This is a genomic window from Methylotenera oryzisoli (assembly GCF_004661485.1).
GTDB lineage: Bacteria > Pseudomonadota > Gammaproteobacteria > Burkholderiales > Methylophilaceae > Methylotenera > Methylotenera oryzisoli.
Genome location: NZ_PQVH01000012.1, coordinates 119,027 through 141,897, shown reverse-complemented (window position 1 = coordinate 141,897; position 22,871 = coordinate 119,027). Strand labels below are relative to the sequence as shown.

Genomic DNA, 22,871 nt, shown 5'->3' with positions numbered 1-22,871 from the left:
CATACAATTAGATTTTTTCATCACCTGTATAAAGTCTGTTAGCCCATTGAAGTTTGCATTCCTCATTTTTAAGGTATTTCCATATGGCGGCGTACAGCGCGATATGTTGCGCATCGCTCATGACTGTGTGGAGGCTGGGCACGAAGTCACTATTTACACAGGTGAGTGGCGTGGAGATATGCCGGATGCACGCATCCACGTGGAGATTCTGCCTAGTCGTGGTTGGTTAAACCATCAGCGTCATCAGTCGCTAATCAACGCAATGCAACATAAGTTACAGCAGCAGCCTGTAGATCTAGTGGTCGGCTTTAATCGCATGGCGGGCTTGGATGTGTATTATGCGGCAGACCCTTGCTACATTCAGCGTGCGTACGAAGAGCGTTCCTGGTTTTATCGCCTGACTGGGCGTTATCGTTTTTTTGCGGCGGCTGAAAAGGCGGTGATGGGGCTGCAAAGCACTTGCCAGATACTATTACTCACTGAGCGCGAGAAACTTAGTTTTCAGCAATGGTATGCGACGCCGGATGAGAGGTTTCATTTACTCCCGCCCAGCATTCCATCGGACAAGTTTGCTAATAAAAATCGTGAGCAGTGCCGCAGTTACACACGTCAGCAATTTGGCTTGCCGTCAGATGCTAATATCGTACTGACGGTGGGTTCTGCATTTATGCGTAAAGGGGTAGATCGGGTAATCGATGCCATGGCGGCTTTACCTAAGGGGCTGCAAGATAAAACCTGGCTGGTTGCGATAGGCGAATATGAATCGAATAGCAATATTGCGGCTTATTGCGAAAAACGGGCGATTGCACACCGATGCTTGCATGTGGGCGGCCGTGCTGATGTTGCGGATTTGATGGTGGGCGCAGATGTGTTTGCGCATCCTGCGCGTTCTGAGCTGGCGGGCTTGGTGTTGATTGAAGCGATGACCGCAGGCTTGCCGGTACTGGTGACTGACGTTTGTGGCTATGCGCCGCATATTGCAGAGGCCGAAGCCGGCCTAGTGCTGCCTGCGCCATATAGCCAAACTGAGATGAATCATGCGTTAGCGCAAATGTTGCAATCGTCACAGCAAGCGCAATGGCGTGATAACGGGATGCACTATACGAACAATATTAAGAATACATCGTCAGACAGTGCTGAAGCGGATTATATTATCGCGCTAGCGCAAACCAGAGGTGGCTCACGTGACTAAACTAGAATTGCCAGTATTGATCAGTAAGTTTTTAGGCGCGGATGCTTTTGATCAAGTCATGCACCTGCAGGGGCGCGTGTATCGTAATGTCACAGGTAGGCGTACCGTGCAGGTGCAATTTGGTGACGAAAGCTATTTTGTTAAGCAGCACTTTGGCGTAGGCTGGAAAGAGATTTTTAAGAGCTTTTTAAGTTTTAAAGTGCCAATTCTAGGCGCACTCACAGAAGTAAGTGCTATTCAGAAACTCAATCAAATAGGCATCGAAACTACGCCTTTGGTTGGTTATGGGGTACGTGGCTGTAATCCGGCGACCCAGCAATCCTTTATTATCACTAAAGATTTAGGCGATATTATTTCTTTAGAAGATCTATGCGCAAACTGGAAAAACAACCCGCCGGATGCGCGTTTTAAAAAACGCTTAATTATTGCTGTGGCGGAACTGGCAAGAAAGCTACATAAAAACGGCCTGAATCATCGAGATTTCTACCTATGCCATTTGTGTTTGGATGCACAGGCATTGCAGCAAAACCAAATCAAGTTGTACTTAATTGATTTACACCGTATGCAGATCCGCCCTCACCCTGCGCTGAAAGCTACGATGAAGGATATTGCTGGATTGTATTTTTCTAGCATGGATGTTGGGCTAACTGCGCGTGATTACCTGCGTTTCAAGCGACATTATGCGGTTGATTTTGATGGCGTGACCTTGGATTTTTGGCAACACGTCGCAGCAAGGGCGGATAAGCTATACGCTAAATTTCACAGTGATAAATTTCAAAAGAGATTACAACAAGAGCATGCCGAGGTAGATTAAGGCGCAGGCCGAGTTGGGCTGTATTATTAAGCTGGCTATAGCTTTAAACTTAGCGATTTAAAGCTCAGCTTCTGCTTTTTTCTGCTCTCGTTTGAGTACACGATTTCTCACTCTATATCGAGGATATTGCCATAAGTACTGCGTAATATTCTTGCTTACTTGCTGCTCTATTGCCTGATTTAACAGTGCAGGGGTGGCAATGGCACCGTCTTCAAGTTTGGTCATATGCACCTGAAAGCCCTCGCCGTGACTGAGGCGTTCACCAAATACCATAATCACGGTGGCACCAGTTTTTTCTGCAAGTTTACCGACCAGTGTCATGGTGTATGCAGGTTTGCCGAAAAATGGTGCCCATTCGCCTTCGCCTCTGCCTGGTACTTGGTCAGGCAAAATGCCGATTGCTTCACCACGTTTTAATGCCTGTATTAGGTTGCGTACGCCTTGCAAGTTAGCTGGGGCTAACTTTACTTGCTGACGGGTGCGGCCAGTCACTGTCAGTGCATGGAGCCAGTGTAGTTTAGGGCGGCGATATAGCACGGTGATAGGGTGTTGTGCGCCGTAAAAAACCGAAGTGATCTCAAAACAGCCCATATGCGGCGTGAGGAAAATAATCCCTTTTTTCTTTGCTCTGGCTTCTTCAACCAGATGCCAGTCGGTACAGGGTTTTACCCACGACAGTACTTCTTGCTCATCTTTTTGCCATAGCGCTAAGCTCTCAAGGAGGGATTTTCCCGCCTCAGCCATGTTCAGTTTAATCAGTGCATTCAATTCTGTGCCTTGAGGCACTAATCCGCTTTGCGTTAAATTTTCTGTAATGACCGTTTTGGCTTGAGGCATCAATAAATACAGGATGTTACCAAGCGCGGTACCTAATTTATGGATAGTGGGAAGCGAGAGTAAAGTGAGGGGTTTGAGTAGGAATTTAAACATTGTTGAAATCATAGCATAGCGGAGGATAATGGCTAGAGGAGTGAATCTGGATTAACTGATATAATCGCCTAGTCCGCACAAAAGTATAGTCTACGCAAAAGAATTATTAGCTAAATTTTCATTCATGACAACATCATTTACTTCGCCATTTGCTTCATCTCGGCATGCACCCATTTTAAAGCGTCATCAGCTTAATAGTTTTGATGCAATTTGGGATTATGAAATTCAATGGTTTGAAGAGCCGAATCAGCGTCGCGGTGGTTGGAGTGGCGTGGGCCGCATTGCGCTGGAGAATGGCAGCGCAACACCGCTATTTTTGTTTGTAAAAAAACAGCAAAATCATGGTCGCAAAACCTTATTACACCCTTTCAGCGGAGAGCCAACATTCAGGCGAGAGTTTGCATGGCTGCAATTTTTAGAGGCGCGTCATTTTCATGCGCCTAAAGTGGCCTTTTACGCAGAACGTGGCACAGGTGAAAATCAACGTGCAGTGTTAGTGACAGAAGCTTTAACCGAATATCAAGCGCTGGATGTGTTGTCTGAAGATTTTCGTGCAAAAGTAGGGCGTCAACAGCAAATGGTGTTGATACGAAAAATAGCTGAAGAAGTTCGGCGTTTTCACGATTTTGGCTTGGTGCATAGGGCCTTGTATCCTAAGCATATTTTTGTTAAAAATGCAGAGGGCGCTCCGGATGTTGCCTTGATTGATTTGGAGAAGGCTAGAGTCAGTCGCTGGTTCTTTTTTCGAGCTTACTTTGATTTGGCAGCATTAAATCGACATGCCGAAGGCTGGCGACTCACGCAACGGCTGGCTTTTTTTAAGCGCTATCTACGCATTGAAAAACTGAATTTTTTGAGTAAAGTGTTGTGCAGATTGATTATTCAGCGCTCGAGAAGATAAGATTAAACCTATTCTATTCATGGAATTAAATTGAACATTACACTTACTCACCCTTTGCCTAAATTTAGCATTGCGCTTGTTAATTACAAGACCTTAGAACTGACTAAGATTTGCCTAGAGCTATTAAAGAAGCATCTGGATAGTGCAGACCTTGACCCGAAGAGCGTGGATGTGTGGGTGGTGGACAATCATTCGCAAGATGAGAGTGTTGAATACTTGCGTACGTTGGATTGGATTCATTTGATTGAAAGAGCGCCCACTGAGCATGAAGAGGGATTTGTTGCGCATGGCAGGGGTTTGGATCTGATTTTGCAGCAAATCAAATCAGATTATCTGTTTTTAATGCATACGGATACTTTTGTGTATGACGCCAGTGTTTTTGAATGGGCGCTTAAGTTTTGTCTGGCCGATGAAAAAGTCGCGGCAGTCGGTTGTCTGGAACAATTGAACCGTGGATATTTGCGTACGGTGTGGCGTATTACTTCAAGGTTCTGTAAGCACTACTCAAGAAGATTTAGATTATTTTTGGGCTTGAATGCACGGCAGCCTAAGCCTTATGTTGAGGCATATTTAAAAAGCTTTTTTGCCTTGTGGAATGTTAAGTTGATGAAGCAGCAAGGTTATGTGTTTTTAATGGAAAACCGCATTCCGGGTTATGCATTGCAAGATAAATTGAAGCAGGATGGATACAAACTAAAAATTGTTTCACCGATGAGATTGTTTAAGTTTTTGGATCATATTGAAGCTGGCACGGTTGGGTTGCGAGCGCTTTATAGCGATATGAATCGTCGCGTGAAAAGAAAAAAATCAATTTTGAAAAAGTTTGAGAGTTAATGATGAGCGATGTGAAGTCACTGTTACCAATTAAAACTGATGATGGCTTTGTGCTGGATCATGCGGTGTCGCGTGCGATAGGCGAAGATTTAATGGGCGAGTATGCCTTTGCGGAACCCTACCCACATATCGTGATTGATAACTTTTTACCAGCCGAGATGGCGGAGCAATTGTTAGCACATTTTCCAGAAGATGCTAAAGCACACGACAAGACCTATCAAAAAGGCTATGGCGGTACACATAAGCGTCAGATACTGCCTTACGATTGCGATCTTTATATGCGTAATGCGTTTGCCTTTTTTAACTCAGCGCCGATGCTACAGTTTTTAGAAGGCGTGACCAATATTCGCGGTTTATTGCCGGACCCTTATTTTTCTGGTGGCGGGTTGCATGAGACTAGCAACGGTGGGCTGCTAGGTATTCATGCCGACTTTAGAGTGAATGAGTCACTGCAAACCTTAAGGCGTGTGAATCTGCTGATTTATCTCAATAAAGATTGGCAAGATTCATACGGCGGTATGCTGGAACTGTGGGATAGAGATATGACGTCTATGGTGAAAAGTGTCGCCCCTATCTTTAACCGGTGCGTAATTTTTAATACAGATGAAGACAGTTTTCATGGGCATCCAGACCCGTTGACTATGCCTGATGGTATTAGTCGCAGGTCAATCGCGCTTTATTACTATACCGCCGTCCCGATCAGCAATGATTCTGGAGAGTCCAGGCATACGCTTTACGTGGCAAGGCCAAATGATAGTGAGCAGGTAAAAGCTGACGTTAGAAAGCTCGCAAAAAAACGAGAGAAACGCGCAAAGAAAATGTTTAAAGCCCATGAGCAGCAATCCTTTAAACAGAAGTTGGTCAGCCTAAAGACTAGCTTGCTCGGTTTGTTTAAGTGATTAAGCCTTAGTGTATTTAATTTTTTAATGAATACAACCGCAGCTGCTTTAAAGTTGAAGCAATTTGGCATCAATAGCCCTTCAATCACGCTTGCCGATGGCACTGTGCTGGAGGTTTTGCATGTCGTGCGTGTTGTGCCTGCTAAGCGCTTGGTCTGCCAAGGGCGATGGTGTGGGCAATTGGTCTATGCCAAACTCTTCTTTGGTCAAGGCGCTGCCAAGTATTTAGCGCGTGATAAGCAAGGTGTAGAGCTGCTGTTACAGGCCGGTATCGCTACACCACCGATATTGTTCACGGGTTTGTCGCTTGATCATCAGCAGCATGTGCTGGTATTACAGGCAATTACGCCAGCACAAAATGCAGAAATTTGTTGGAGTGAGTTAGCGCTAGACGCACCTGTGCGCATAAAGTTGGCTGAGAAATTAGTGCTAGAGGTTGCCGCGCACCATCAAGCGGGGTTATTGCAAACAGACTTGTATCTGAAGAATTTTCTGCTGCAAACGGTTGACTCTGCTAATGGGCAAAGCGCTAAAGTCTTTACCTTGGATGGTGATGGGATTCGCCGGCTACCGCGTTTATTTTCGTCATGTAAGAAAAAGCAGAATCTGGCAACACTGTTCTCTAAAATGGATGCGTTGGACGATCACCGCATCCCTGAGTTGTACCGCGTGTACTGCGAGCGCTTAGGTCAGCATAGCTCGCCGCGAGATGAGGCCAAAATTTTGCAGTTGACGCAGCAGGTGCGCCGTCAGGTTGCAAGCGGCTATGCGGATAAAAAAGTGTTTAGAACCTGCACCGACGTTAAGGTAACGAAGAGCTTTAACTCTTTTGTTGCCGTTGCCAGTGCATTGAATGCGGAGGAATTTTCCGTGTCGGTATTGGATAGTGCATTGCTAGATAAAAATGCCAACTTCAAAAATGGCAATACTTGCACGGTTGCCAAAGCTAAGCTAGCAGGTAGTGACGTGGTCATTAAGCGTTACAACATCAAAAACTTTTGGCATGGTCTAAGTCGGGCATTGCGCGCGACAAGGGCAGCTAAGTCATGGGCGAATGCATATCGGCTAATGATTTCCGGCATATTGACGCCAGCACCAATTGCCTTGATAGAACAGCGGTGGGGATGCTTTAGGCGCCGCGCTTACTTTGTGAGTACCTATGTTGAGGCGCCAGATGCATTGCAGTATTTTGCCCAAGCTGAAGGTTTGCATGATAAAAAAGCAGTAGCGCAAAATCTGGCAGCGCTATTTTATAAAATGTATTTACTGAAAATTGCACATGGGGATTGCAAAGCCACTAATATTAAAATTGTGGATAGCGCCCCGATGCTAATTGATTTGGACAGTATGAAGGCATACCCAATGCATATGCTGGCTGCGTCTTGGTTCAAGTTGCAGCATCTAAAAGATTTAAAAAGGCTGATGGAAAATTGGGCTGATGATGCTGAAATACAGGCTTTATTAAAAGAGGCTTTTGTTCAAAAGTACGGTGAGCACGGCGTGTCTGAGCAAGATAATATTTTAATTCGTGCAAAAATAGCTTAAGCCAGTAAAATAGCAATAATTGTAATGGTCATAAAAACGGTATTTGCGTAAGAACATAATTTGAAAGTAATCGCATGATTGTATTAGGTTTATCTGGTGCTTTAGGTCACGATGCTTCGGCTGCTATATTGGTCGATGGCAAAATTGTTGCTGCAGCTGAAGAAGAGCGTTTTATTAGAGATAAACACGCTAAAAATCAATTTCCATATGAAGCTGCCAAGTTCTGCTTGAAGCAGGCTGGTATTAAGGCGGAAGACGTGGATATTGTCGCTTTCCCCTACGCGGAAATCCCTTTGAGCACAAATGCACGCTGGCACTACGCTAAGCGTCACTGGTATGCACCTGATCGTGCATTAGACGCTATTTTTAACGGTAACCGTCGTTTCCGTCGTAACCGTGATAAGTCTTTGAAGCTTATGGCGGATTTGGGTTTAAGCAATGCCAAGTTCGTGCCAGTTGAGCACCATTTGGCGCATGCCTCTAGTGCTTATCACCTGAGCGGCTTTAAAGAAAAAACGGCGATTGTAGGTATTGATGGTAAAGGTGAGTACGCGACCACATTCTTTGGCTATGGTGAAAACGGGAAAATTCATAAAATCAAAGAATTCTATGACCCTGATTCGTTAGGCGGCATGTATGGTGCGATTACAGAGTACCTTGGTTTTGAAATGCTAGATGGCGAATTTAAAGTCATGGGCATGGCACCGTATGGTGATGCGAGTAAATATGATTTATCTAAGTTAGTCACGTTTGAGAACGGTGATTTACGCGTCAATACCGAGCTGGTGAATGTGGTCGGCTTACGCCGCTACAAAGAGAATGGCAAGGGCTATTACTTCACACCAGAGCTGATTGAATGGCTGGGCCCTAAGCGCCACGGCGATGAAATTGATGATCCTTATATTCACTATGCTGCTTCTGTGCAGGCGCTGTTAGAAGACGTTGCGCTGAAAATGATCGATTATTACCTTGGTGACATCATCAAGGAAACTGGCCGTATTGCGATGGCAGGCGGTGTAGCGCTGAATGTGAAATTGAACCAACGTATTATTGCAATGCCTCATGTAAAAGAGTTGTTCGTACAGCCTGCATCTGGCGATAACGGCACCTCATTAGGCGCCGCTACTTATGCCGCACACTTGGCGGGTGACTCTATCCAAAAAATGGAGCACGCATACCTAGGCCCAGCCTTCACCTCAGAAGAGTGTGTTGCTGCCTGTGAGGCGCACCCAGAAAAGCCTATTTTCACGCGCGTGGAAAATGCGCCACAAAAGGCAGCCGAACTGTTGGCGAGCGGTAATCCGTTAGCATGGTTACAAGGCCGAATGGAGTTTGGTCCGCGTTCATTGGGTTGCCGTAGTATTTTGGGTGACCCTAGTTACCCGGGCGTGGCAGACCGTATCAATGCGCAAATCAAATACCGTGAGCGCTGGCGTCCGTTCTGTCCAAGTATGTTGGATCGTGTTGCTCCAGATATTTTGCAGACTGAGCATCCTGCGCCTTACATGACTTTTACGTTTGATGTGGCAGAGCATTGGAAATCACGTATTCCGGAAGTAGTGCATGAGGATGGCACTGCACGTGCGCAAGTCGTTACGCGTGAAACCAACCCGCGCTATTACGAGCTAATTGAGCATCTGGAGCAGTTGCGAGGGGTGCCTGTGGTGTTGAATACATCGTTGAATCGCCGAGGCGAACCCATGATTTGTTCACCAACTGATGCCTTGAATATGTTTTATGGTTGTGACCTGGAATATTTGATGATGGAAGATGTTTTGGTCACAAAAAAATGATTTGATATCAATCAAGTAAGTGTAAATTCATATCAAACAGGCCGCTAAATTAGCGGCTTTTGTTTGACGATAAGCCTTACTTTAGCGATAATCGGGGTTGAAGTTTGTCTTTACTTAGTAAGTCGTTTTTATTATCTAAGTTCCGCTAGTTAAGTCAGTTATCTGAGTAGAGTGTCTAAAATTATGAAACAGTCCCATATAGAAGTTACTGAACGTATTATTGAGAAAAGCCGCCCAACGCGTGCTGCCTATTTGAATCGTTTAGATGATATTGTTAACCGACCACGCGGTGCTGATCGATTGGGCTGCGCCAATGTTGCGCATGCCTTTGCTGCGATGCCAGCTAATGATAAGTTACGTGTTGTTGTAGAAAAAGCCCCTAATATTGGTATTGTGACCGCATACAATGAAATGCTTTCAGCGCATCAGCCGTATGTAAACTACCCGGATATTATTCGTGACGAAGCCCATAAATATGGCGCTACCGTTCAGGTGGCGGGCGGTGTGCCTGCAATGTGTGATGGCATTACCCAAGGTGAGCCAGGCATGGAGCTTTCATTATTTAGCCGCGATACCATTGCCATGAGCACCGCGATTGCGCTTTCACATGATGTGTTCGACGCTGCATTGTTGCTAGGCGTGTGCGATAAAATCGTACCAGGCCTTTTGATCGGAGCTCTACAGTTCGGGCATTTGCCATGTGTATTTGTACCGGCTGGCCCAATGAGCACCGGTATTGATAACACTACTAAATCTAAAGTGCGTGAGCAATATGCGCAAGGTAAAGTAGGGCGCGAAGAGTTGCTCGCTTCTGAGTCTGCTGCATATCACGGTGCTGGTACTTGTACGTTCTACGGTACCGCTAATAGTAACCAAATGTTGATGGAAGCCATGGGCTTGCACGTTCCAGGTGCTGCATTTGTGCATCCGCACGAAGGTTTGCGCGAGTTGTTAACGCGTGAGTCTGTAAAAATGGTGTTAAATAACATCAAAAACAAAAACTTTACGCCGATTGGCCGTATGGTGGATGAGCACGTGATTGTTAATGCCATGGTTGCCTTGCTGGCGACAGGTGGTTCAACCAACCACTTGATCCACTGGGTAGCGATTGCGCGTGCGGCAGGCATTATTATTGACTGGACAGACTTCTACCATTTAGCTAAAACAACGCCATTACTGGCAAGTGTTTATCCTAACGGTAAAGCTGACGTGAATGAGTTCCAATCTGCTGGCGGCCCTGCATTTGTGATCCGCGAGTTGATTGATGCTGGTTACATGTTCCCTGATGTACTGACAGTAGCACACGGCGGCTTACGTGAATACGGTAAGTTGCCAGTCAAAGAAGAAAACAAAGTGGTGTGGAAAGACCTGCCAAAAGAAAGCAGCGATGAAACTATCGTGCGTACAGCAGCATTCCCGTTTAACGAGTCAGGTGGCCTACGATTGCTAAAAGGTAACTTGGGTCGCAGTGTGATTAAAATTTCAGCAGTGCCTGAAGACCGTCACATTATTGAAGCACCTGCAATTGTGTTTGATGCACAAGAAGAGTTGTTGGCTGCGTTTGACCGTGGTGAGTTAGAGAAAGACTTTGTCGCCGTGGTACGTTTTCAAGGCCCTAAAGCCAACGGCATGCCAGAACTACACAAGTTAACACCGCCAATGGCTGTGCTACAAAATAAAGGCTTTAAGGTTGCTATTGTGACGGATGGTCGTATGAGTGGCGCATCAGGCAAGATTCCTGCTGCTATCCATTTAAGCCCAGAAGCTTCAGCGGGCGGTCCACTGGCTAAAGTGCGTGATGGCGACATTATTCGCTTAAATGCAACGGTAGGTATGGTCAACGTGCTGGTGGATGAAGATGAGTGGGCAGAGCGTGAAGTGGCCGAGCTTTCTGATAGCAAACGCCACAATAACTCGCATGGCTTTGGCCGTGAGTTGTTTGGTGGTATGCGTAAAAATGTACTATCAGCCGAAGAAGGCGCCGTAACCTGGTTATAACCGTTTGAAAATATAATTTATGTGGCGTTACTTTCGCTTGCCGTACTATTCGTACTGTCTTCGCCCAAGTGCCTTGCCTAAATTAATTTTGAAACGGTTCAAGTATCGGGAAGTTTTATAACACACGGTTCATGCTTACGCATGAACCCGATTGAATTAAATTAATATCATAGGTAGAAAAAATGAGTACATTAGATTTAGCTAATCACGGTCCAGTGATTCCAGTGATTGTGATTAACCGAGTAGAAGATGCTGTGCCAATGGCAGAAGCACTACTTGAAGGTGGTATCAAGGTGTTAGAAGTAACATTACGTACTTCATGCGCACTCGCAGGTATGGAGCAAATTGCTAAACACGTACCTGATGCAATTTTGGGCTCAGGTACAGTGCGTAATCTTAAAGATGCACAAGCTTCTAAAGATGCTGGCTGTCAGTTTGCAGTAAGCCCAGGCTACACTAGTGAGTTGGGTCAATACGCACGTAAAATCGGCTTGCCGTTGTTGCCAGGCGTTTCTACCGGCTCTGAAATCATGATGGCTAATGCAGATGACTACTACTTCTTAAAACTATTCCCAGCGGTTGCGGTGGGTGGCATTAACCTATTAAAAGGTTTTGCTGGTCCATTCGGTGATGTGAAGTTCTGCCCAACTGGCGGTGTAACAGTTGAAAGCGCGCCACAGTTCTTGGCGTTGCCTAACGTAGTGGTTTGTGGCGGCACATGGTTAACACCAGCCGATGCAGTAGCACGTGGCGATTGGGCGCATATTACTAAATTGGCTAAAGAAGCGAGTGCAATTAAAGCCGCTTAACTGAATGCTGTGAGCTGGTGAATGAGGTTCACTCAAATTTAATATCAGCAAACTATCATCGGGCTTTGTACTAAGTTTTAGTGCAAAGCCCTTTTTTATTGGGAACATAAAGTGTGCAGGTAGATATTAAAAAATATAAATCCATAGTATTTGACTGTGACGGCGTCGTACTTGACTCTAATCTGGTGAAAACCGAAGCCTATTTCCGCACTGCTAAAAGCTTAGGGGCAAGCGATGCGCAAGCGCAGGCATTGGTTGATTACCACGTAAGGCTAGGTGGCATTTCGCGCTATCATAAATTTGACTGGTACTTGCGTGAAGTGCTGCATCAGCCCGCCACAAAGGAGGCGGTGCAGGTGTTGTTAGATGAGTTTGCGCGCGAACTTGAAGTTGTGTTGATGGAGTGTGCAGTTGCAGAGGGGTTGCCTGCGCTGCGTGCCGCCTCACCGCAAGCTAACTGGATGATATTGTCTGGCGGCGATCAGCAGGAGATACGTACCTTATTTGCCAAGCGCGATTTAGCTAAATATTTTGATGGCGGCTTGTTTGGTAGCCCGGATAATAAAGATATGGTACTTGCCCGCGAAAAAGAAAATGGTAATTTGCAATTCCCCGCATTATTTATCGGTGATAGTAAGTATGACTTTGAAGCAGCAACACGTGCGGGCTTGGATTTTGTTTTTCTAAGCGGCTGGACCGAGGTGAAAGACTGGCAAAGTTTTTGCGCACAACATCATATCCTAGCGTTAGAGGCAATCAAGGATATGTGCCAGTAATTCTTTGTTCCCAGCGCCATGCGTGCTGCACTATTGTCTCTAGGCTGGAAAGGTTCGGGCTCCAGCCTAGCTCACGTTGTGCGCGTGTAGCGTCAGCAATCAGGCGTGCAGGGTCACCATCGCGACGTGCGCTATTGATGATGTGGATAGGTTTTCCTGTGACCTTCTGTACGGTGTTAATAACTTCCTGTACTGAAAAGCCTTTACCATTGCCTAGATTAAACTGATTGCTTTGCTGTTGTTTTTCTAAATACTGCAAGGCGAGCAAATGCGCTTTGCATAAATCCACAACGTGAATGTAATCTCGAACACAAGTACCATCGTCCGTATCATAATCCCTGCCAAATACATGTATATCAGGTTTACGTCCTGAGGCAACTTGCAGTAGCAGAGGGATGAGATGTGTTTCAGGATCATGGCGCTCGCCAAGCTGACCTTCTGGATCGGCCCCTGCTGCATTAAAGTAACGCAGGCAGATTGACTTTAATCCAAACGCCAAATCGTAATCGGCTAATACTTGCTCTATGATCCATTTAGACTTGCCGTAAGGGTTCACGGGTTGCTTAGGGTGCAGTTCATCTATAGGTACAGCGTTAGGCTCTCCAAAGATTGCTGCCGTAGATGAAAAAATGAATTTTTTGACATCGTGTTTCAACATCACATTGAGCAGGTTAAGCGTATTGGCGACATTGTTTTGGTAGTAAATGTCAGGCCGCTTAACTGACTCGCCCACTTGAATGTAAGAGGCAAAATGCATCACTGCTTCTGGCTGGTGTTGCTTAAATGCTTGCTCTAAGCTTACCGTGTCGGCCAAGTCGCCTTGTATAAACTCACCACCGAGTATCGCTTCGCGATGGCCACTGGAAAGGTTGTCAAAAGTAACGACTTGATGACCTTCAGCCAGCAGCATTTTTAGCATATGCGAGCCAATATAACCTGCACCACCGACCAACAGTATTTTCATCTTAATTTTCAGTTCTACAGAAACTAGCTAGTCTGTGCGCCATATCTAACATTTGCCAGCCAGCGTTTGCTGCGCCGGAGCATGCTCTTCCAGTTGTATTTTTTTCTTCTGGCCATCTGGCTAATGTCGCTGACTTCATCAGGTGCTTGGTATGCTACTGGCGGCTCTACAAGCAAGGTTTTTACATGATTCTGAAGCTGTTTGGCATAGAAGTCATCGATAGTCATGCTGGCCTGTGGGGCTTCATCGATAATTCTGTCGTATATACTGGCTCTCACCATGTAGGCATGGGTCAGGGTGATGCCTGTTACGGCGACCAAGTTTTTGGTTTTACGCTGACGTAGGCCATATTTCTTTTGATTGCCACCCAAATAGAGCATATCCCAATCAAGGTCGCCTATCTGTTGCATCACATGCTGCATGACCGTATTCGTATAAGGTTCAAATTCGCAGTCATCTTCTAAAATAAGCACATAAGGCCAGTTTTGGGCTTTTGCGTGTTTAATCACCGCTACATGGCTGGATAAGCAGCCCCACATTGCTTTAATTTGATGCTCAGCATTATGCGCTTCATTTTTACGCTGCAATGCGGCCATGATCTTGGCTTTAAAGCTTGCTGGGGGAGGGTTGTCCTGGAGCTTTTCAAATGACACTGCAGAAAACCTTTGTGCATCCACGATGTTCACTTTGTTAAACTGGTCTTGCATACCTTCCCAGCGGTCAGGACGCGAGTCTAGATTAATACAGCAAATGTATTTAAAAAAAGGTAAGTTCATATTCAGCTTCTTGAGGTGGCTTGTTGGGTAGTGCGGCTAATCGCTGTTAGTCGTTATTGCCATGTATCTTGGTATAGATATGGCGTGCAAGCTCAAAATCTTCATGGTAATCAATATCAACGACCATATTGTCAGAAGCAAATAGATAAGGGTTGACGCCTATGTGGTAATTAAAACGATTAACCGTCGTGCGTTTTAAGATAAATAAACTCCATAGCACCGAGTAAAGTTTAGGTAAGTCTTGCGATACCTTATGCCAGTAGCCAAAGCTATAGTTGACTGGGTTGCCCTTTTCGTCAAGTAAGTGGCCTTTAAACGGTTTGACTGCCACTAATGAGTCATAATCATCGCGCACCTTTTTCCACTCTGCTAGTGCTTCTTTAAACTGGTTAAATAGCGGTGATGTGACTTGTATCCACATGATGTCATCATCGCCCGGCAGTGGTTCGGTAAGTGCTTTAACCAAGTCTGGCTGATAGATTTTATTGCCGGTTAAAGACGGGTCTCTCAGCATGAAATGAAAGCCGTATTTCTCGCATAACGGACGCACTTTTTCTTCATCTTCTGAGGACACATAGACATTATCTGCCAATTCAAACTCTAAAATCTGTTTTGCCTTGATATCAAACAAAGAATCGTCATTATAAAAAGGACGAATGTTTTTTAACGGAATACGTGTTGAGCAGGTTTGTAGCGGAATGATAATTTTCATATTGTGTGCTGGTGCAATTTAATAGTTATTTTTGATGATGTACTTTAGCTAGATCTAGTGCTTGCTCTATCGTGATTTTTGGAATAATCTCATGTGGTAGTGTACTATCTTTTGACAGATTATAAACCTCAAATCCAATTGCCAGGCTTGCACGTTTGGCTTGTTCAAAGCAAACGCGTATATATGGCTCATAGTCACGCATAAAGTCAGGTGGCGCATGGTTACCGTCAGCGTAAAAATGTTTTTTACCGGTACCGCCCAAATCCATGCCAATAATAAAATTCTGTTGATATCCTAACGCAGGCGCTAGCTGTGTTGCCCAAGTAGCGACCGTTTTACCCGAAAATAGGCCTTTTTTCAGGTTGGTGCTATAGCCAACTGCCCTGCATAGTTCTGGAAATTTTGCATCTAAAAATATTTCAGCATCGTTTGCAGCTTCTTTCAGCAAATCGGTTTTGCTGATACGAGGCACGCCAAACTTTCTTGAGATGGATTCGATGAGGAAAATATTGCCGTGCTGGAGTAGTTCCGGCTCTCGCTCACATATTCTAGATAAGCCCACGTATGAAAAAAAGCAGTTTGCACCAGATAAGATCGAGTCTCTAACGCATGCCCATTGATTTTCAAATACTCGGCGATCCACAATAATGCAGTGCGTTGGATTTAAGTCAGCATCTTTAAATTTTTTGATAGCACAGTTTAGGCTAATGGTCTCAAAAGCAGCAAGCTGTTTGAGGTTTACCTCGGCTAATGAGGGTCCTGTAGCAACAGTAAAGCATGTACCTGTATATTGATGGCGTAAAGTGTGTGCAAACGCAATGTCAGCAATTGCTTTGCCTTTCCAGATAATGGTGCAGCGGTCTGTACCACGTTTAATGTCAAAGTCAGGGTGGCAGCTATACTGGTGTTTGAATTTTTCACCTAATCGTAAACGACGAAAAATAGATGTGAGCTTGTTCATGGTCTTGAAGGCCTGTTACTGCTTAACATAAAGCATAATCTTCTTTTTTTGATTAACGCCGTAAAACTCTTTTTCTAGTCGATACTGGCTTAATTGCTCACTGATTATCTTTTGTTGCTCATGCGTGTTTTCATCGGCTTCAGCATAAAGCATCAAGTAGTCATAGTGATAGATAGAGCCATTTTTGATTGCATCCAGCGTAAGTTGCCAGTGGTCCGAGTGGCGGCCATTAAAGTTAGCCCCTGCATAAAAAACAGTTTTGTCTGTCACGAAGAATATTCTATCGTTCGTAATATTTTTTTGCTTTACATAAGCAACCGCGTCTTTCTCAAAAGTGTAACCTGCCTTTTTAGGCAAGGTGTTCTTGATATAGGATGCGCTAAAAATAACGATTAAGGCGATGGTAAGCCACCTTTGCCATGGGCGATTAAATGCATTGGTACGCAGTTTGTTAATAAGCGATGCAAGGCAAAACGCAGCAAAAATTAGTGCGATAAATCCTATGGTGACAATATATCGATTGGACAATACAAACACCCTAGCCATGCTGGCGCTGGCGTTGATGATCGTAATCGCACCCACACCGTAAAAAATAATACGTGTGTCGGCTTGCAATGGTAGTCTTGCTGAGTCTTGTTGAGTGCGATGACATGTATTGCGATTGAGCACGTAAAGTGCAATCACTGGCCAGCTGATGATGCTGGCAACTTTTAATAGCAAAATGCTGAGCAGGCCAGCGACTAAAGCCATGAGGCCATAGTCTTCAAAGTAGCCGCCAAGCACATTCCCCATCATCGCCGCTTTGAGGTTAAATGCATGAGAAACATCCGATGCCAGAGATATAACCTCTTTGATGCGGCCAAAATCACTAAGCGTGACTGAAGATGACAGTAGTAGCATCGCCAGCATACATAGCGCCGCTAGTATAGATATACTGTTGATTAATAAGTACTGCCTAAGCTTTTGTTTAAAGCTTAGGTCGTGGCGTAGCCATAAGATGAATGGTAGGCCGATTAGAAAGGTAATGCCTTCAATTCTGAACAGCATGGCAACGATGGTTAATACCTGCCAGAGCAAGGCGTCGCTGATTTTCTGGATACGATAATACTGCACAAAAAATACCAAGCTGGTTAATAAAGCTGCCCAAAAGCCTTGATCACGAAGTAGCATGGGCAACACATCACCAACAATATAAGGTGTGCTTAGTAGCAGAAATACACCGCAAGCGATGGTTAATTTGTTGCCACCAGCCAGTTTAATCAGATAGCTGAAGCTAAAAGTGCTAATCGCAAAAAATACAACATCCAGCACTTGCGCTGAGGTGTGGATACTGAGTCCTGTGATGCTATGCACTGCGCTAATCAATAGCGAGTACAGCGGCCAGTTAAATACTGCAACCCCTTGTTTAAACTCACCGATCGAAAATAACCTGGCAGACTCAAAATAGAGCAAAGAGTCTACGTTGATCCAGCCATGCTGAATGTACAGGATGCGCCAAGCCGTGATGACCGCTAAAAACGACATCAATAAAATGAATTTTTTATCACTTAATTGTTGAATGACCGCTGTAATCTTTTGCATTTTGCTACGCTAAAAATTTAATATCTTGAATAATGGATGGCGGTGTCAGCCGTTTTAAACAGGCAAGATGTGCATCAGGCCCAGTTAACGGGCACACGCGTTTAAAGCAGGGGCTACAGCTTAGCCCCAAATATGCGACTACTGCTTCTGGGTGCATAGGCGGGGTATGGTGCGGGTCGCTTGAGCCATAAATCGCAATCACTTTTTTATCTAGCGCTGCAGCAACGTGCATTAAACCTGAATCGTTGCTGATGACCGTGTCGCAAAGCGACATTAAATCAATGGCGTCACCCAATTTTGTTTTGCCGCCTAAATCCAGGCAGCGGTTGCTTGTAAGCTGATTGATTTCTTGAGTGACAGGCAGATCTTTATCTGAGCCAAACAACCATACCTGCCAGCCGTGGCTTAATGCCGCATTGGCGACCTCTGCATAATATTCGGCTGGCCATCGTTTTGCCTCGCCGTATTCTGCACCCGGGCATAGCCCCAGCACCTTTGTCGTGGGTGCATTCTGTCCTAGTTTAGACAAAGCCTGCAGTGCATTGTTATGGTCAGCGATCAGACGCGGATTAGGAATGCTGGCGTTGTTCTCCATCGGTGCTTGATTTTTATCTGCGCTTAAAGCGACAAATCTATCCACGGTGCGTGGTAGTTTGGCTTTATCTAGTGGACGGATGTCATTGAGTAAACCATAACGGCATTCGCCCAAAAAACCGGTACGCTGTGGAATGCCTGCAGCCAAAGGTAAAATTGCTGACTTTAACGAGTTAACCAGGGTGATCGACTGGGTATAGCCTTGTTCTTTAAGGGATAGGCCAAACTTTACGCGGTCTAGTAACGCTAACTGACCATGCTTGAATGGTAATGCAATGCCACGGTTAATTTCAGGCATGCGCGCGATTAATGGTAGTGTCCATGCTGGCGCGGCTACATCAATAATGGCATTAGGGCGTTGGGTTTTAAGCGTTTGAAATAGGCTGTGTGCAAGCACCATGTCGCCCACCCAGGATGGGCCGAGAATCAAGATTTTTTCAGCTGACATTTTAGTACAGTATTAACTCTCAAGTTTTTTAATGATGTTGCTGGTGCTGCGTCCTGCCACTAAGTCAATTAACGCAATCTCACCGCCCCATGACTCTACTTCTTTGCCGCCCACTACTTGGTCTGCTGTATAGTCACTGCCCTTGGCAATGACAGCGGGTTTCACTGCGTTAATTAAATTCAGGGGTGTGTCTTCATCGAACAAAATAACGGCGTCCACGGACTCCAGCGCCGCAAGTACGCGTGCGCGATCATTTTCATGCACCACTGGGCGGGTTGGTCCCTTCAGTGCGCTGACAGAGCGGTCGGTGTTTAAGCCTAAAATCAGTTTGTCCCCACGTTTTTTTGCCGCTTCTAAATAAGTTACATGGCCAGCATGCAGTAAATCAAAACAACCGTTAGTGAACACGATTTTTTGCGCGGCTTTTTTCCAAGCCTCTACTTTTTGCATGAGGTGAGGCAAGTCACATACTTTATGCGCTTGCTCAGAAGACTGCTCACTGGCTAGCGCCTCAATTAGCTCATCGCGGTTAATCGGTACTGTACCTACTTTGCCAACCACTACACCTGCTGCAATATTGGCAAGCTGCAGTGCCTCTAATGGGCTAAGCTCGTGGATTAAGCCAGCAGCCAGCGTGGCAATCACAGTGTCGCCCGCACCAGATACATCAAACACTTGTTTGGCGGTAGCCGGTAATAAGTGGCTATCTGCATCAATCAGTGAAATGCCTTCTTCGCCGCGTGTCACCACCAAAAACTCTAGGTTTAGCGTGTTCTTAAGCGTTGTGGCTTTCTCAATTAGACTGGCATCATGGATGGATGTACCGCAAGCTTCAGCCGTTTCTTTTTTATTAGGGGTTAGGGCAGTCGCACCTCGGTATTTAGAGTAATCATGGCCTTTAGGGTCAACCAACACGGTGATGCCGTGTGTATGACATTGTGCAATCAACTGCTGGCAAATCTCTGTACTTAGTAGGCCTTTTGCATAGTCAGATAAAATGACTACGGCTGGCTTGCGTGCAATTTCTGCATTGATTGCGTCTAATAGCTGTGCGTTTTCTTCTGCACTAAAGGTTGTGTTGTCTTCCTGATCTAGCCGCATCATTTGCTGATGCCCGCCCAAAATACGCGTTTTAGCTACGGTAGGGCGTTGCTTGGAGCGAATCACATGCTCAACATTAATATTGGTAGCTGTCATTAAGTTAACCAGAATGTCGGCTTCGATATCGGTGCCTACACAGCCAATAACTCGCGTATTGATGCCAAGCTGTGACAAGTTTGCTGCAACATTTGCAGCACCGCCGGCTCTGTCCTGTTGTGATTTGATGAGTACAACGGGTACGGGTGCCTCTGGAGAGATGCGGTTCACTTCGCCCATTAAATAGCGGTCGAGCATGACATCACCAATCACAAGTGCGTGTTCACTGAAGTTGCCAAAATGTTTAACTGTGTCTAGAAGTTTTTGCTGGGTCATGGTGGAAGAGATTATACATCTAAGAATATGATATGCATTTTGTCATGCCGACGAAAATCGGCATTTGATGTGTTAGAGACGAGGATTGAGCGCACTAGTCTCAATCCATCACTTTAAGCAGACTCTAAAATTTCGCAGAGAGAATGCCCGACAAAAATATGCGCTTCTTGGATTCGCGCGGTTACGCTGGATGGAATCACTATATTGTATGTACATAGCTCATTCAGTTTGCCACCTGTGCCGCCGGTTAAGCCTACCGTTGTGGCACCAATCGCATTAGCGGCCTCAATTGCACTTACTACATTTGCACTATTGCCGCTGGTGGTAAGCCCGATTACTAGGTCTTCCGGCCGGCATAATGCTTCAATCTGCCTTGCAAAAATATAGTGGTAGCCATAGTCGTTACCAACAGAGGTGAGGATGGAGGTGTCTGTTGTGAGCGCGATTGCCGGCATACCTTTGCGTTCTTTTTTAAATCTGCCCACAATTTCGGCTGCAATGTGCTGGCTATCGGCGGCGCTACCGCCATTGCCCATCAGTAAAATTTTCCCACCATTTTTAATGGCGTTTTGCATAGCGATACCGACATCGCTGATGAGTGGAAACAGTGGCTCCAGTGCATTAAACATCGCCATATGGGCGGCGTGTTCGTCTTTTAGGTAGTTAACATACTTCATTAGCAGTATTTATCCTCTTGCATTAAGTAGTTCTGTACGTAGTCGCGCACACCATCCTCAAGGCTGTGGAAGGGTTGGGTGTAACCGGTGCTTGCTAACTTATGCATCACTGCCTCGGTAAAGTATTGATATTTACCCTGTAAGTCTTGAGGCATATCCACATAGGTAATGTGTGGCTCACGTTGCATGCCTTGCATGACACTGGTGGCTAAATCTTTAAAGCTTCTAGCATGGCCTGTGCCGATGTTATATATACCATTAGGCACGTCTTTTTTAGATAAGGCCGAAGTCACAAAGTGATTCACTACCGCGGCAGCATCTTTGACATAGACAAAATCGCGCATTTGCATGCCGTCTTCAACCCCAGCCTTAGTACCTTTAAACAGCTTCATAGTACCAGTTGCACTGAATTGGTTAAAGGTATGAAAGGCCACGCTCGCCATGCGCTCTTTATGGTATTCGTTGGGGCCATACACATTAAAAAACTTGAAGCCAGCCCATGACGGTGGTGTGGGTAGGTTTTTACTCACTTGACGCAATGCCCATTGGTCAAAAAAGTGTTTGGAATAGCCGTAACCGTTGAGTGGTCTCAGATTATCTATGCTGGCATCATCATAGCCTAGGTTGCCGTCACCATATGTCGCGGCTGAGCTTGCATAGAAAAACGGCACTTGTTGGCTGGCACACCATGTCCATAAGTTTTGGGAGTACTGGATGTTTGTCTCGACCAATTTATTAAAGTCGCGCTCAGTAGTCGCGCTAATCGCGCCCATGTGAATAACGGCTTCAATGTCGGTGCGGCCTTCTAGCCAAGGCATAAGCTGATCTTTATCAAGATAATGCGCATAATGGCGATGCGCCAGATTTTGCCATTGTTCTTCGTGCGTGATGTGGTCTACGATGACTAAATCATCACGCTGAAGTTTGGTATTTAGATGCCATGCGATGATAGAGCCTATCATGCCAGCGCCGCCAGTAATTACAATCATTGCTCAGTACCTAAATCATTATTACGCCACAAAAATAAGCAGCGTTTTTGAAGTTGTAAAGCGTTCAGTATAACGCTTATTAATTGTTGGCTAAACCTTGAGCCCTTAATTTTGTCATTTCTGCTTCTTTTTTGGCTGTGTCCGCATCCCAATCAGCACTCACCCAGCCGTGTAGGTTTTCCAGTGCGATCGTAGTCATCGCGTGTATCCATGCCTCATTTTCGTTGAGGGCTGGGATATAGTGGTATTCGCCACCACCGTTGCTTTGGAATATATGCTTGCCTTCCATGGCGATTTCTTCCAGTGTTTCTAAGCAGTCACTGGAAAAACCAGGGCAGATAACATCAATACGACTGACCTTGGCTTTGCCTAAAGATTCTAATAAATTGGCTAAGTATGGTTTTAGCCACTCTTGCTTACCGAATCTTGACTGGAATGCGATGGTGTACTCGTCTTGATTAAGGCTCAATGCATTTGCGAGCAGTCGTGCGGTTTTGTGACATTCGCAGTGGTACATGTCGCCTTTGAGTAAATGAAACTTAGGTACGCCATGAAAGCTCATGACTAATTTATTGGGCTTGCCATTGATGCGCCAGTGTTCACGTACACTTTGTGCCAACGCCTCAATGTAAGCGGGGTGGTCATGATAGTGCTTGATGGTGCGGATCGCCGGCATGTTGCGGGTTTTAAGTAGTACACGCCAAACTGCATCTAATGCACTGGCGGTGCTACTCGCTGCGTACTGTGGGTAAAGAGGAAATACCAGTATGCGGTCGCAGTGCTGTGCTTTTAGTTTCTGTATGGCGCTTTCCATAGAAGGGTTGCCGTAGCTCATCCCTAACTCCACGGTAAACGGTGACTGGATTTTTTGTGCTAAAAAGCCGCGTAATAGCAGCGTTTGCTTTTTTGCATGAACTAGCAAAGGTGAGCCCTCACTGGTCCACACGCTTGCGTATTTCTCAGCGGATTTTTTAGGCCTGATGGCCAAAATAATGCAGTTTAAAATAAACCACCAAACTAGGCGCGGAATTTCTACGATACGGCGGTCACTTAAAAACTGACGTAGATAAGGACGCAATGCTTGTGCTGTGGGTGCGTCTGGCGTGCCAAGGTTTGCCAGTAGAATCCCTACTTTCAGTTGGTCGCCGTGCTCGTATTTTGGTTCGGAGTTGTAATATGCCATGTTGCCAGTCTTTTAGTGTAAA

Annotated in this window: 20 protein-coding genes and 1 pseudogene; 10 read left to right on the top strand and 11 right to left on the bottom strand. The window is 45.5% G+C overall.

Features of this window, described 5'->3' with window-relative positions; genetic code table 11:
- Positions 1-46 precede the first annotated feature (46 nt).
- Together C3Y98_RS09845 and rfaP are read left to right on the top strand one after the other, a co-directional pair.
- Positions 47-1,192: a glycosyltransferase family 4 protein gene (locus tag C3Y98_RS09845; RefSeq protein ID WP_135278423.1), complete on the top strand. Its 1,146-nt coding sequence runs from the start codon at positions 47-49 to the stop codon at positions 1,190-1,192.
- The gene (gene rfaP / locus C3Y98_RS09840) at positions 1,185-2,006 is read left to right on the top strand and encodes a lipopolysaccharide core heptose(I) kinase RfaP (RefSeq protein ID WP_135278422.1); all 822 of its coding nucleotides are present in this window, start codon (positions 1,185-1,187) and stop codon (positions 2,004-2,006) included. Before C3Y98_RS09845 ends, rfaP begins: the two co-directional genes overlap by 8 nt.
- Before the next feature lie 57 nt (positions 2,007-2,063).
- Here rfaP and C3Y98_RS09835 read toward each other — a convergent pair.
- Positions 2,064-2,969: pseudogene (locus tag C3Y98_RS09835) on the bottom strand (lysophospholipid acyltransferase family protein); the annotation flags it as partial.
- A 91-nt stretch (positions 2,970-3,060) separates the two neighbouring features.
- On the opposite strand from C3Y98_RS09835, the gene C3Y98_RS09830 reads away from it, so the two are divergent.
- From C3Y98_RS09830 to C3Y98_RS09795, 8 genes are all read left to right on the top strand, one after another.
- Complete coding sequence (locus C3Y98_RS09830) at positions 3,061-3,837, top strand: lipopolysaccharide kinase InaA family protein (protein WP_135278420.1); 777 nt, start codon at positions 3,061-3,063, stop codon at positions 3,835-3,837.
- Positions 3,838-3,867: 30 nt separating this feature from the next.
- Entirely contained in the window at positions 3,868-4,671 is an 804-nt protein-coding gene (locus C3Y98_RS09825; protein ID WP_209308785.1) for a glycosyltransferase, read from the top strand.
- A gap of 2 nt (positions 4,672-4,673) precedes the next feature.
- Entirely contained in the window at positions 4,674-5,570 is an 897-nt protein-coding gene (locus C3Y98_RS09820; RefSeq protein WP_135278495.1) for a 2OG-Fe(II) oxygenase, read from the top strand.
- 27 nt (positions 5,571-5,597) lie between these two features.
- A complete protein-coding gene (locus C3Y98_RS09815) occupies positions 5,598-7,115 on the top strand; it encodes a lipopolysaccharide kinase InaA family protein (protein ID WP_135278419.1) in 1,518 nt (505 codons plus the stop codon).
- Between the two features lie 74 nt (positions 7,116-7,189).
- A complete protein-coding gene (locus tag C3Y98_RS09810) occupies positions 7,190-8,908 on the top strand; it encodes a carbamoyltransferase family protein (RefSeq protein ID WP_135278418.1) in 1,719 nt (572 codons plus the stop codon).
- Between the two features lie 183 nt (positions 8,909-9,091).
- Positions 9,092-10,906, top strand: coding sequence for a phosphogluconate dehydratase (edd, locus tag C3Y98_RS09805; RefSeq protein ID WP_135278417.1), 1,815 nt, complete (start codon positions 9,092-9,094; stop codon positions 10,904-10,906).
- Between the two features lie 182 nt (positions 10,907-11,088).
- A complete protein-coding gene (gene eda / locus C3Y98_RS09800) occupies positions 11,089-11,715 on the top strand; it encodes a bifunctional 4-hydroxy-2-oxoglutarate aldolase/2-dehydro-3-deoxy-phosphogluconate aldolase (protein ID WP_015832665.1) in 627 nt (208 codons plus the stop codon).
- 113 nt (positions 11,716-11,828) lie between these two features.
- A complete protein-coding gene (locus C3Y98_RS09795) occupies positions 11,829-12,491 on the top strand; it encodes an HAD family hydrolase (protein WP_135278416.1) in 663 nt (220 codons plus the stop codon).
- On the opposite strand, the gene galE is transcribed toward C3Y98_RS09795, so the two are convergent.
- The 10 genes from galE to hemH form a co-directional block, all read right to left on the bottom strand.
- Entirely contained in the window at positions 12,472-13,455 is a 984-nt protein-coding gene (gene galE, locus C3Y98_RS09790; protein ID WP_135278415.1) for a UDP-glucose 4-epimerase GalE, read from the bottom strand. The two genes, C3Y98_RS09795 and galE, sit on opposite strands and share 20 nt — an antisense overlap.
- A gap of 23 nt (positions 13,456-13,478) precedes the next feature.
- Positions 13,479-14,231 carry a glycosyltransferase family 25 protein gene (locus tag C3Y98_RS09785; protein WP_135278414.1) on the bottom strand — a complete coding sequence of 251 codons (753 nt, stop codon included), beginning with the start codon at positions 14,229-14,231 and terminating at the stop codon, positions 13,479-13,481.
- Positions 14,232-14,277: 46 nt separating this feature from the next.
- Positions 14,278-14,943, bottom strand: coding sequence for a cytidylyltransferase domain-containing protein (locus C3Y98_RS09780; protein WP_135278413.1), 666 nt, complete (start codon positions 14,941-14,943; stop codon positions 14,278-14,280).
- A gap of 25 nt (positions 14,944-14,968) precedes the next feature.
- Entirely contained in the window at positions 14,969-15,904 is a 936-nt protein-coding gene (locus C3Y98_RS09775) for a hypothetical protein (RefSeq protein ID WP_135278412.1), read from the bottom strand.
- Between the two features lie 15 nt (positions 15,905-15,919).
- Positions 15,920-17,485 carry a hypothetical protein gene (locus tag C3Y98_RS09770; protein WP_135278411.1) on the bottom strand — a complete coding sequence of 522 codons (1,566 nt, stop codon included), beginning with the start codon at positions 17,483-17,485 and terminating at the stop codon, positions 15,920-15,922.
- A 4-nt stretch (positions 17,486-17,489) separates the two neighbouring features.
- A complete protein-coding gene (waaF, locus tag C3Y98_RS09765; RefSeq protein WP_135278410.1) occupies positions 17,490-18,527 on the bottom strand; it encodes a lipopolysaccharide heptosyltransferase II in 1,038 nt (345 codons plus the stop codon).
- A 12-nt stretch (positions 18,528-18,539) separates the two neighbouring features.
- A complete protein-coding gene (hldE, locus tag C3Y98_RS09760; protein WP_135278409.1) occupies positions 18,540-20,000 on the bottom strand; it encodes a bifunctional D-glycero-beta-D-manno-heptose-7-phosphate kinase/D-glycero-beta-D-manno-heptose 1-phosphate adenylyltransferase HldE in 1,461 nt (486 codons plus the stop codon).
- Between the two features lie 113 nt (positions 20,001-20,113).
- A complete protein-coding gene (locus tag C3Y98_RS09755; protein ID WP_135278408.1) occupies positions 20,114-20,677 on the bottom strand; it encodes an SIS domain-containing protein in 564 nt (187 codons plus the stop codon).
- Positions 20,677-21,666, bottom strand: coding sequence for an ADP-glyceromanno-heptose 6-epimerase (rfaD, locus tag C3Y98_RS09750; RefSeq protein WP_135278407.1), 990 nt, complete (start codon positions 21,664-21,666; stop codon positions 20,677-20,679). The genes C3Y98_RS09755 and rfaD overlap by 1 nt, the downstream gene beginning before the upstream one ends.
- 79 nt (positions 21,667-21,745) lie before the next feature.
- Positions 21,746-22,849: a ferrochelatase gene (hemH, locus tag C3Y98_RS09745; RefSeq protein ID WP_135278406.1), complete on the bottom strand. Its 1,104-nt coding sequence runs from the start codon at positions 22,847-22,849 to the stop codon at positions 21,746-21,748.
- Between the last annotated feature and the right edge of the window lie 22 nt (positions 22,850-22,871).

Coding starts and splice junctions, on each gene's coding strand:
- C3Y98_RS09830 (WP_135278420.1), top strand. CDS start 3,061: ATGACAACATCATTTACTTCGCCATTTGCTTCATCTCGGCATGCACCC.
- C3Y98_RS09820 (WP_135278495.1), top strand. CDS start 4,674: ATGAGCGATGTGAAGTCACTGTTACCAATTAAAACTGATGATGGCTTT.
- C3Y98_RS09815 (WP_135278419.1), top strand. CDS start 5,598: ATGAATACAACCGCAGCTGCTTTAAAGTTGAAGCAATTTGGCATCAAT.
- C3Y98_RS09810 (WP_135278418.1), top strand. CDS start 7,190: ATGATTGTATTAGGTTTATCTGGTGCTTTAGGTCACGATGCTTCGGCT.
- edd (WP_135278417.1), top strand. CDS start 9,092: ATGAAACAGTCCCATATAGAAGTTACTGAACGTATTATTGAGAAAAGC.
- eda (WP_015832665.1), top strand. CDS start 11,089: ATGAGTACATTAGATTTAGCTAATCACGGTCCAGTGATTCCAGTGATT.
- galE (WP_135278415.1), bottom strand. CDS start 13,455: ATGAAAATACTGTTGGTCGGTGGTGCAGGTTATATTGGCTCGCATATG.
- C3Y98_RS09785 (WP_135278414.1), bottom strand. CDS start 14,231: ATGAACTTACCTTTTTTTAAATACATTTGCTGTATTAATCTAGACTCG.
- C3Y98_RS09780 (WP_135278413.1), bottom strand. CDS start 14,943: ATGAAAATTATCATTCCGCTACAAACCTGCTCAACACGTATTCCGTTA.
- C3Y98_RS09775 (WP_135278412.1), bottom strand. CDS start 15,904: ATGAACAAGCTCACATCTATTTTTCGTCGTTTACGATTAGGTGAAAAA.
- C3Y98_RS09770 (WP_135278411.1), bottom strand. CDS start 17,485: ATGCAAAAGATTACAGCGGTCATTCAACAATTAAGTGATAAAAAATTC.
- waaF (WP_135278410.1), bottom strand. CDS start 18,527: ATGTCAGCTGAAAAAATCTTGATTCTCGGCCCATCCTGGGTGGGCGAC.
- hldE (WP_135278409.1), bottom strand. CDS start 20,000: ATGACCCAGCAAAAACTTCTAGACACAGTTAAACATTTTGGCAACTTC.
- C3Y98_RS09755 (WP_135278408.1), bottom strand. CDS start 20,677: ATGAAGTATGTTAACTACCTAAAAGACGAACACGCCGCCCATATGGCG.
- rfaD (WP_135278407.1), bottom strand. CDS start 21,666: ATGATTGTAATTACTGGCGGCGCTGGCATGATAGGCTCTATCATCGCA.
- hemH (WP_135278406.1), bottom strand. CDS start 22,849: ATGGCATATTACAACTCCGAACCAAAATACGAGCACGGCGACCAACTG.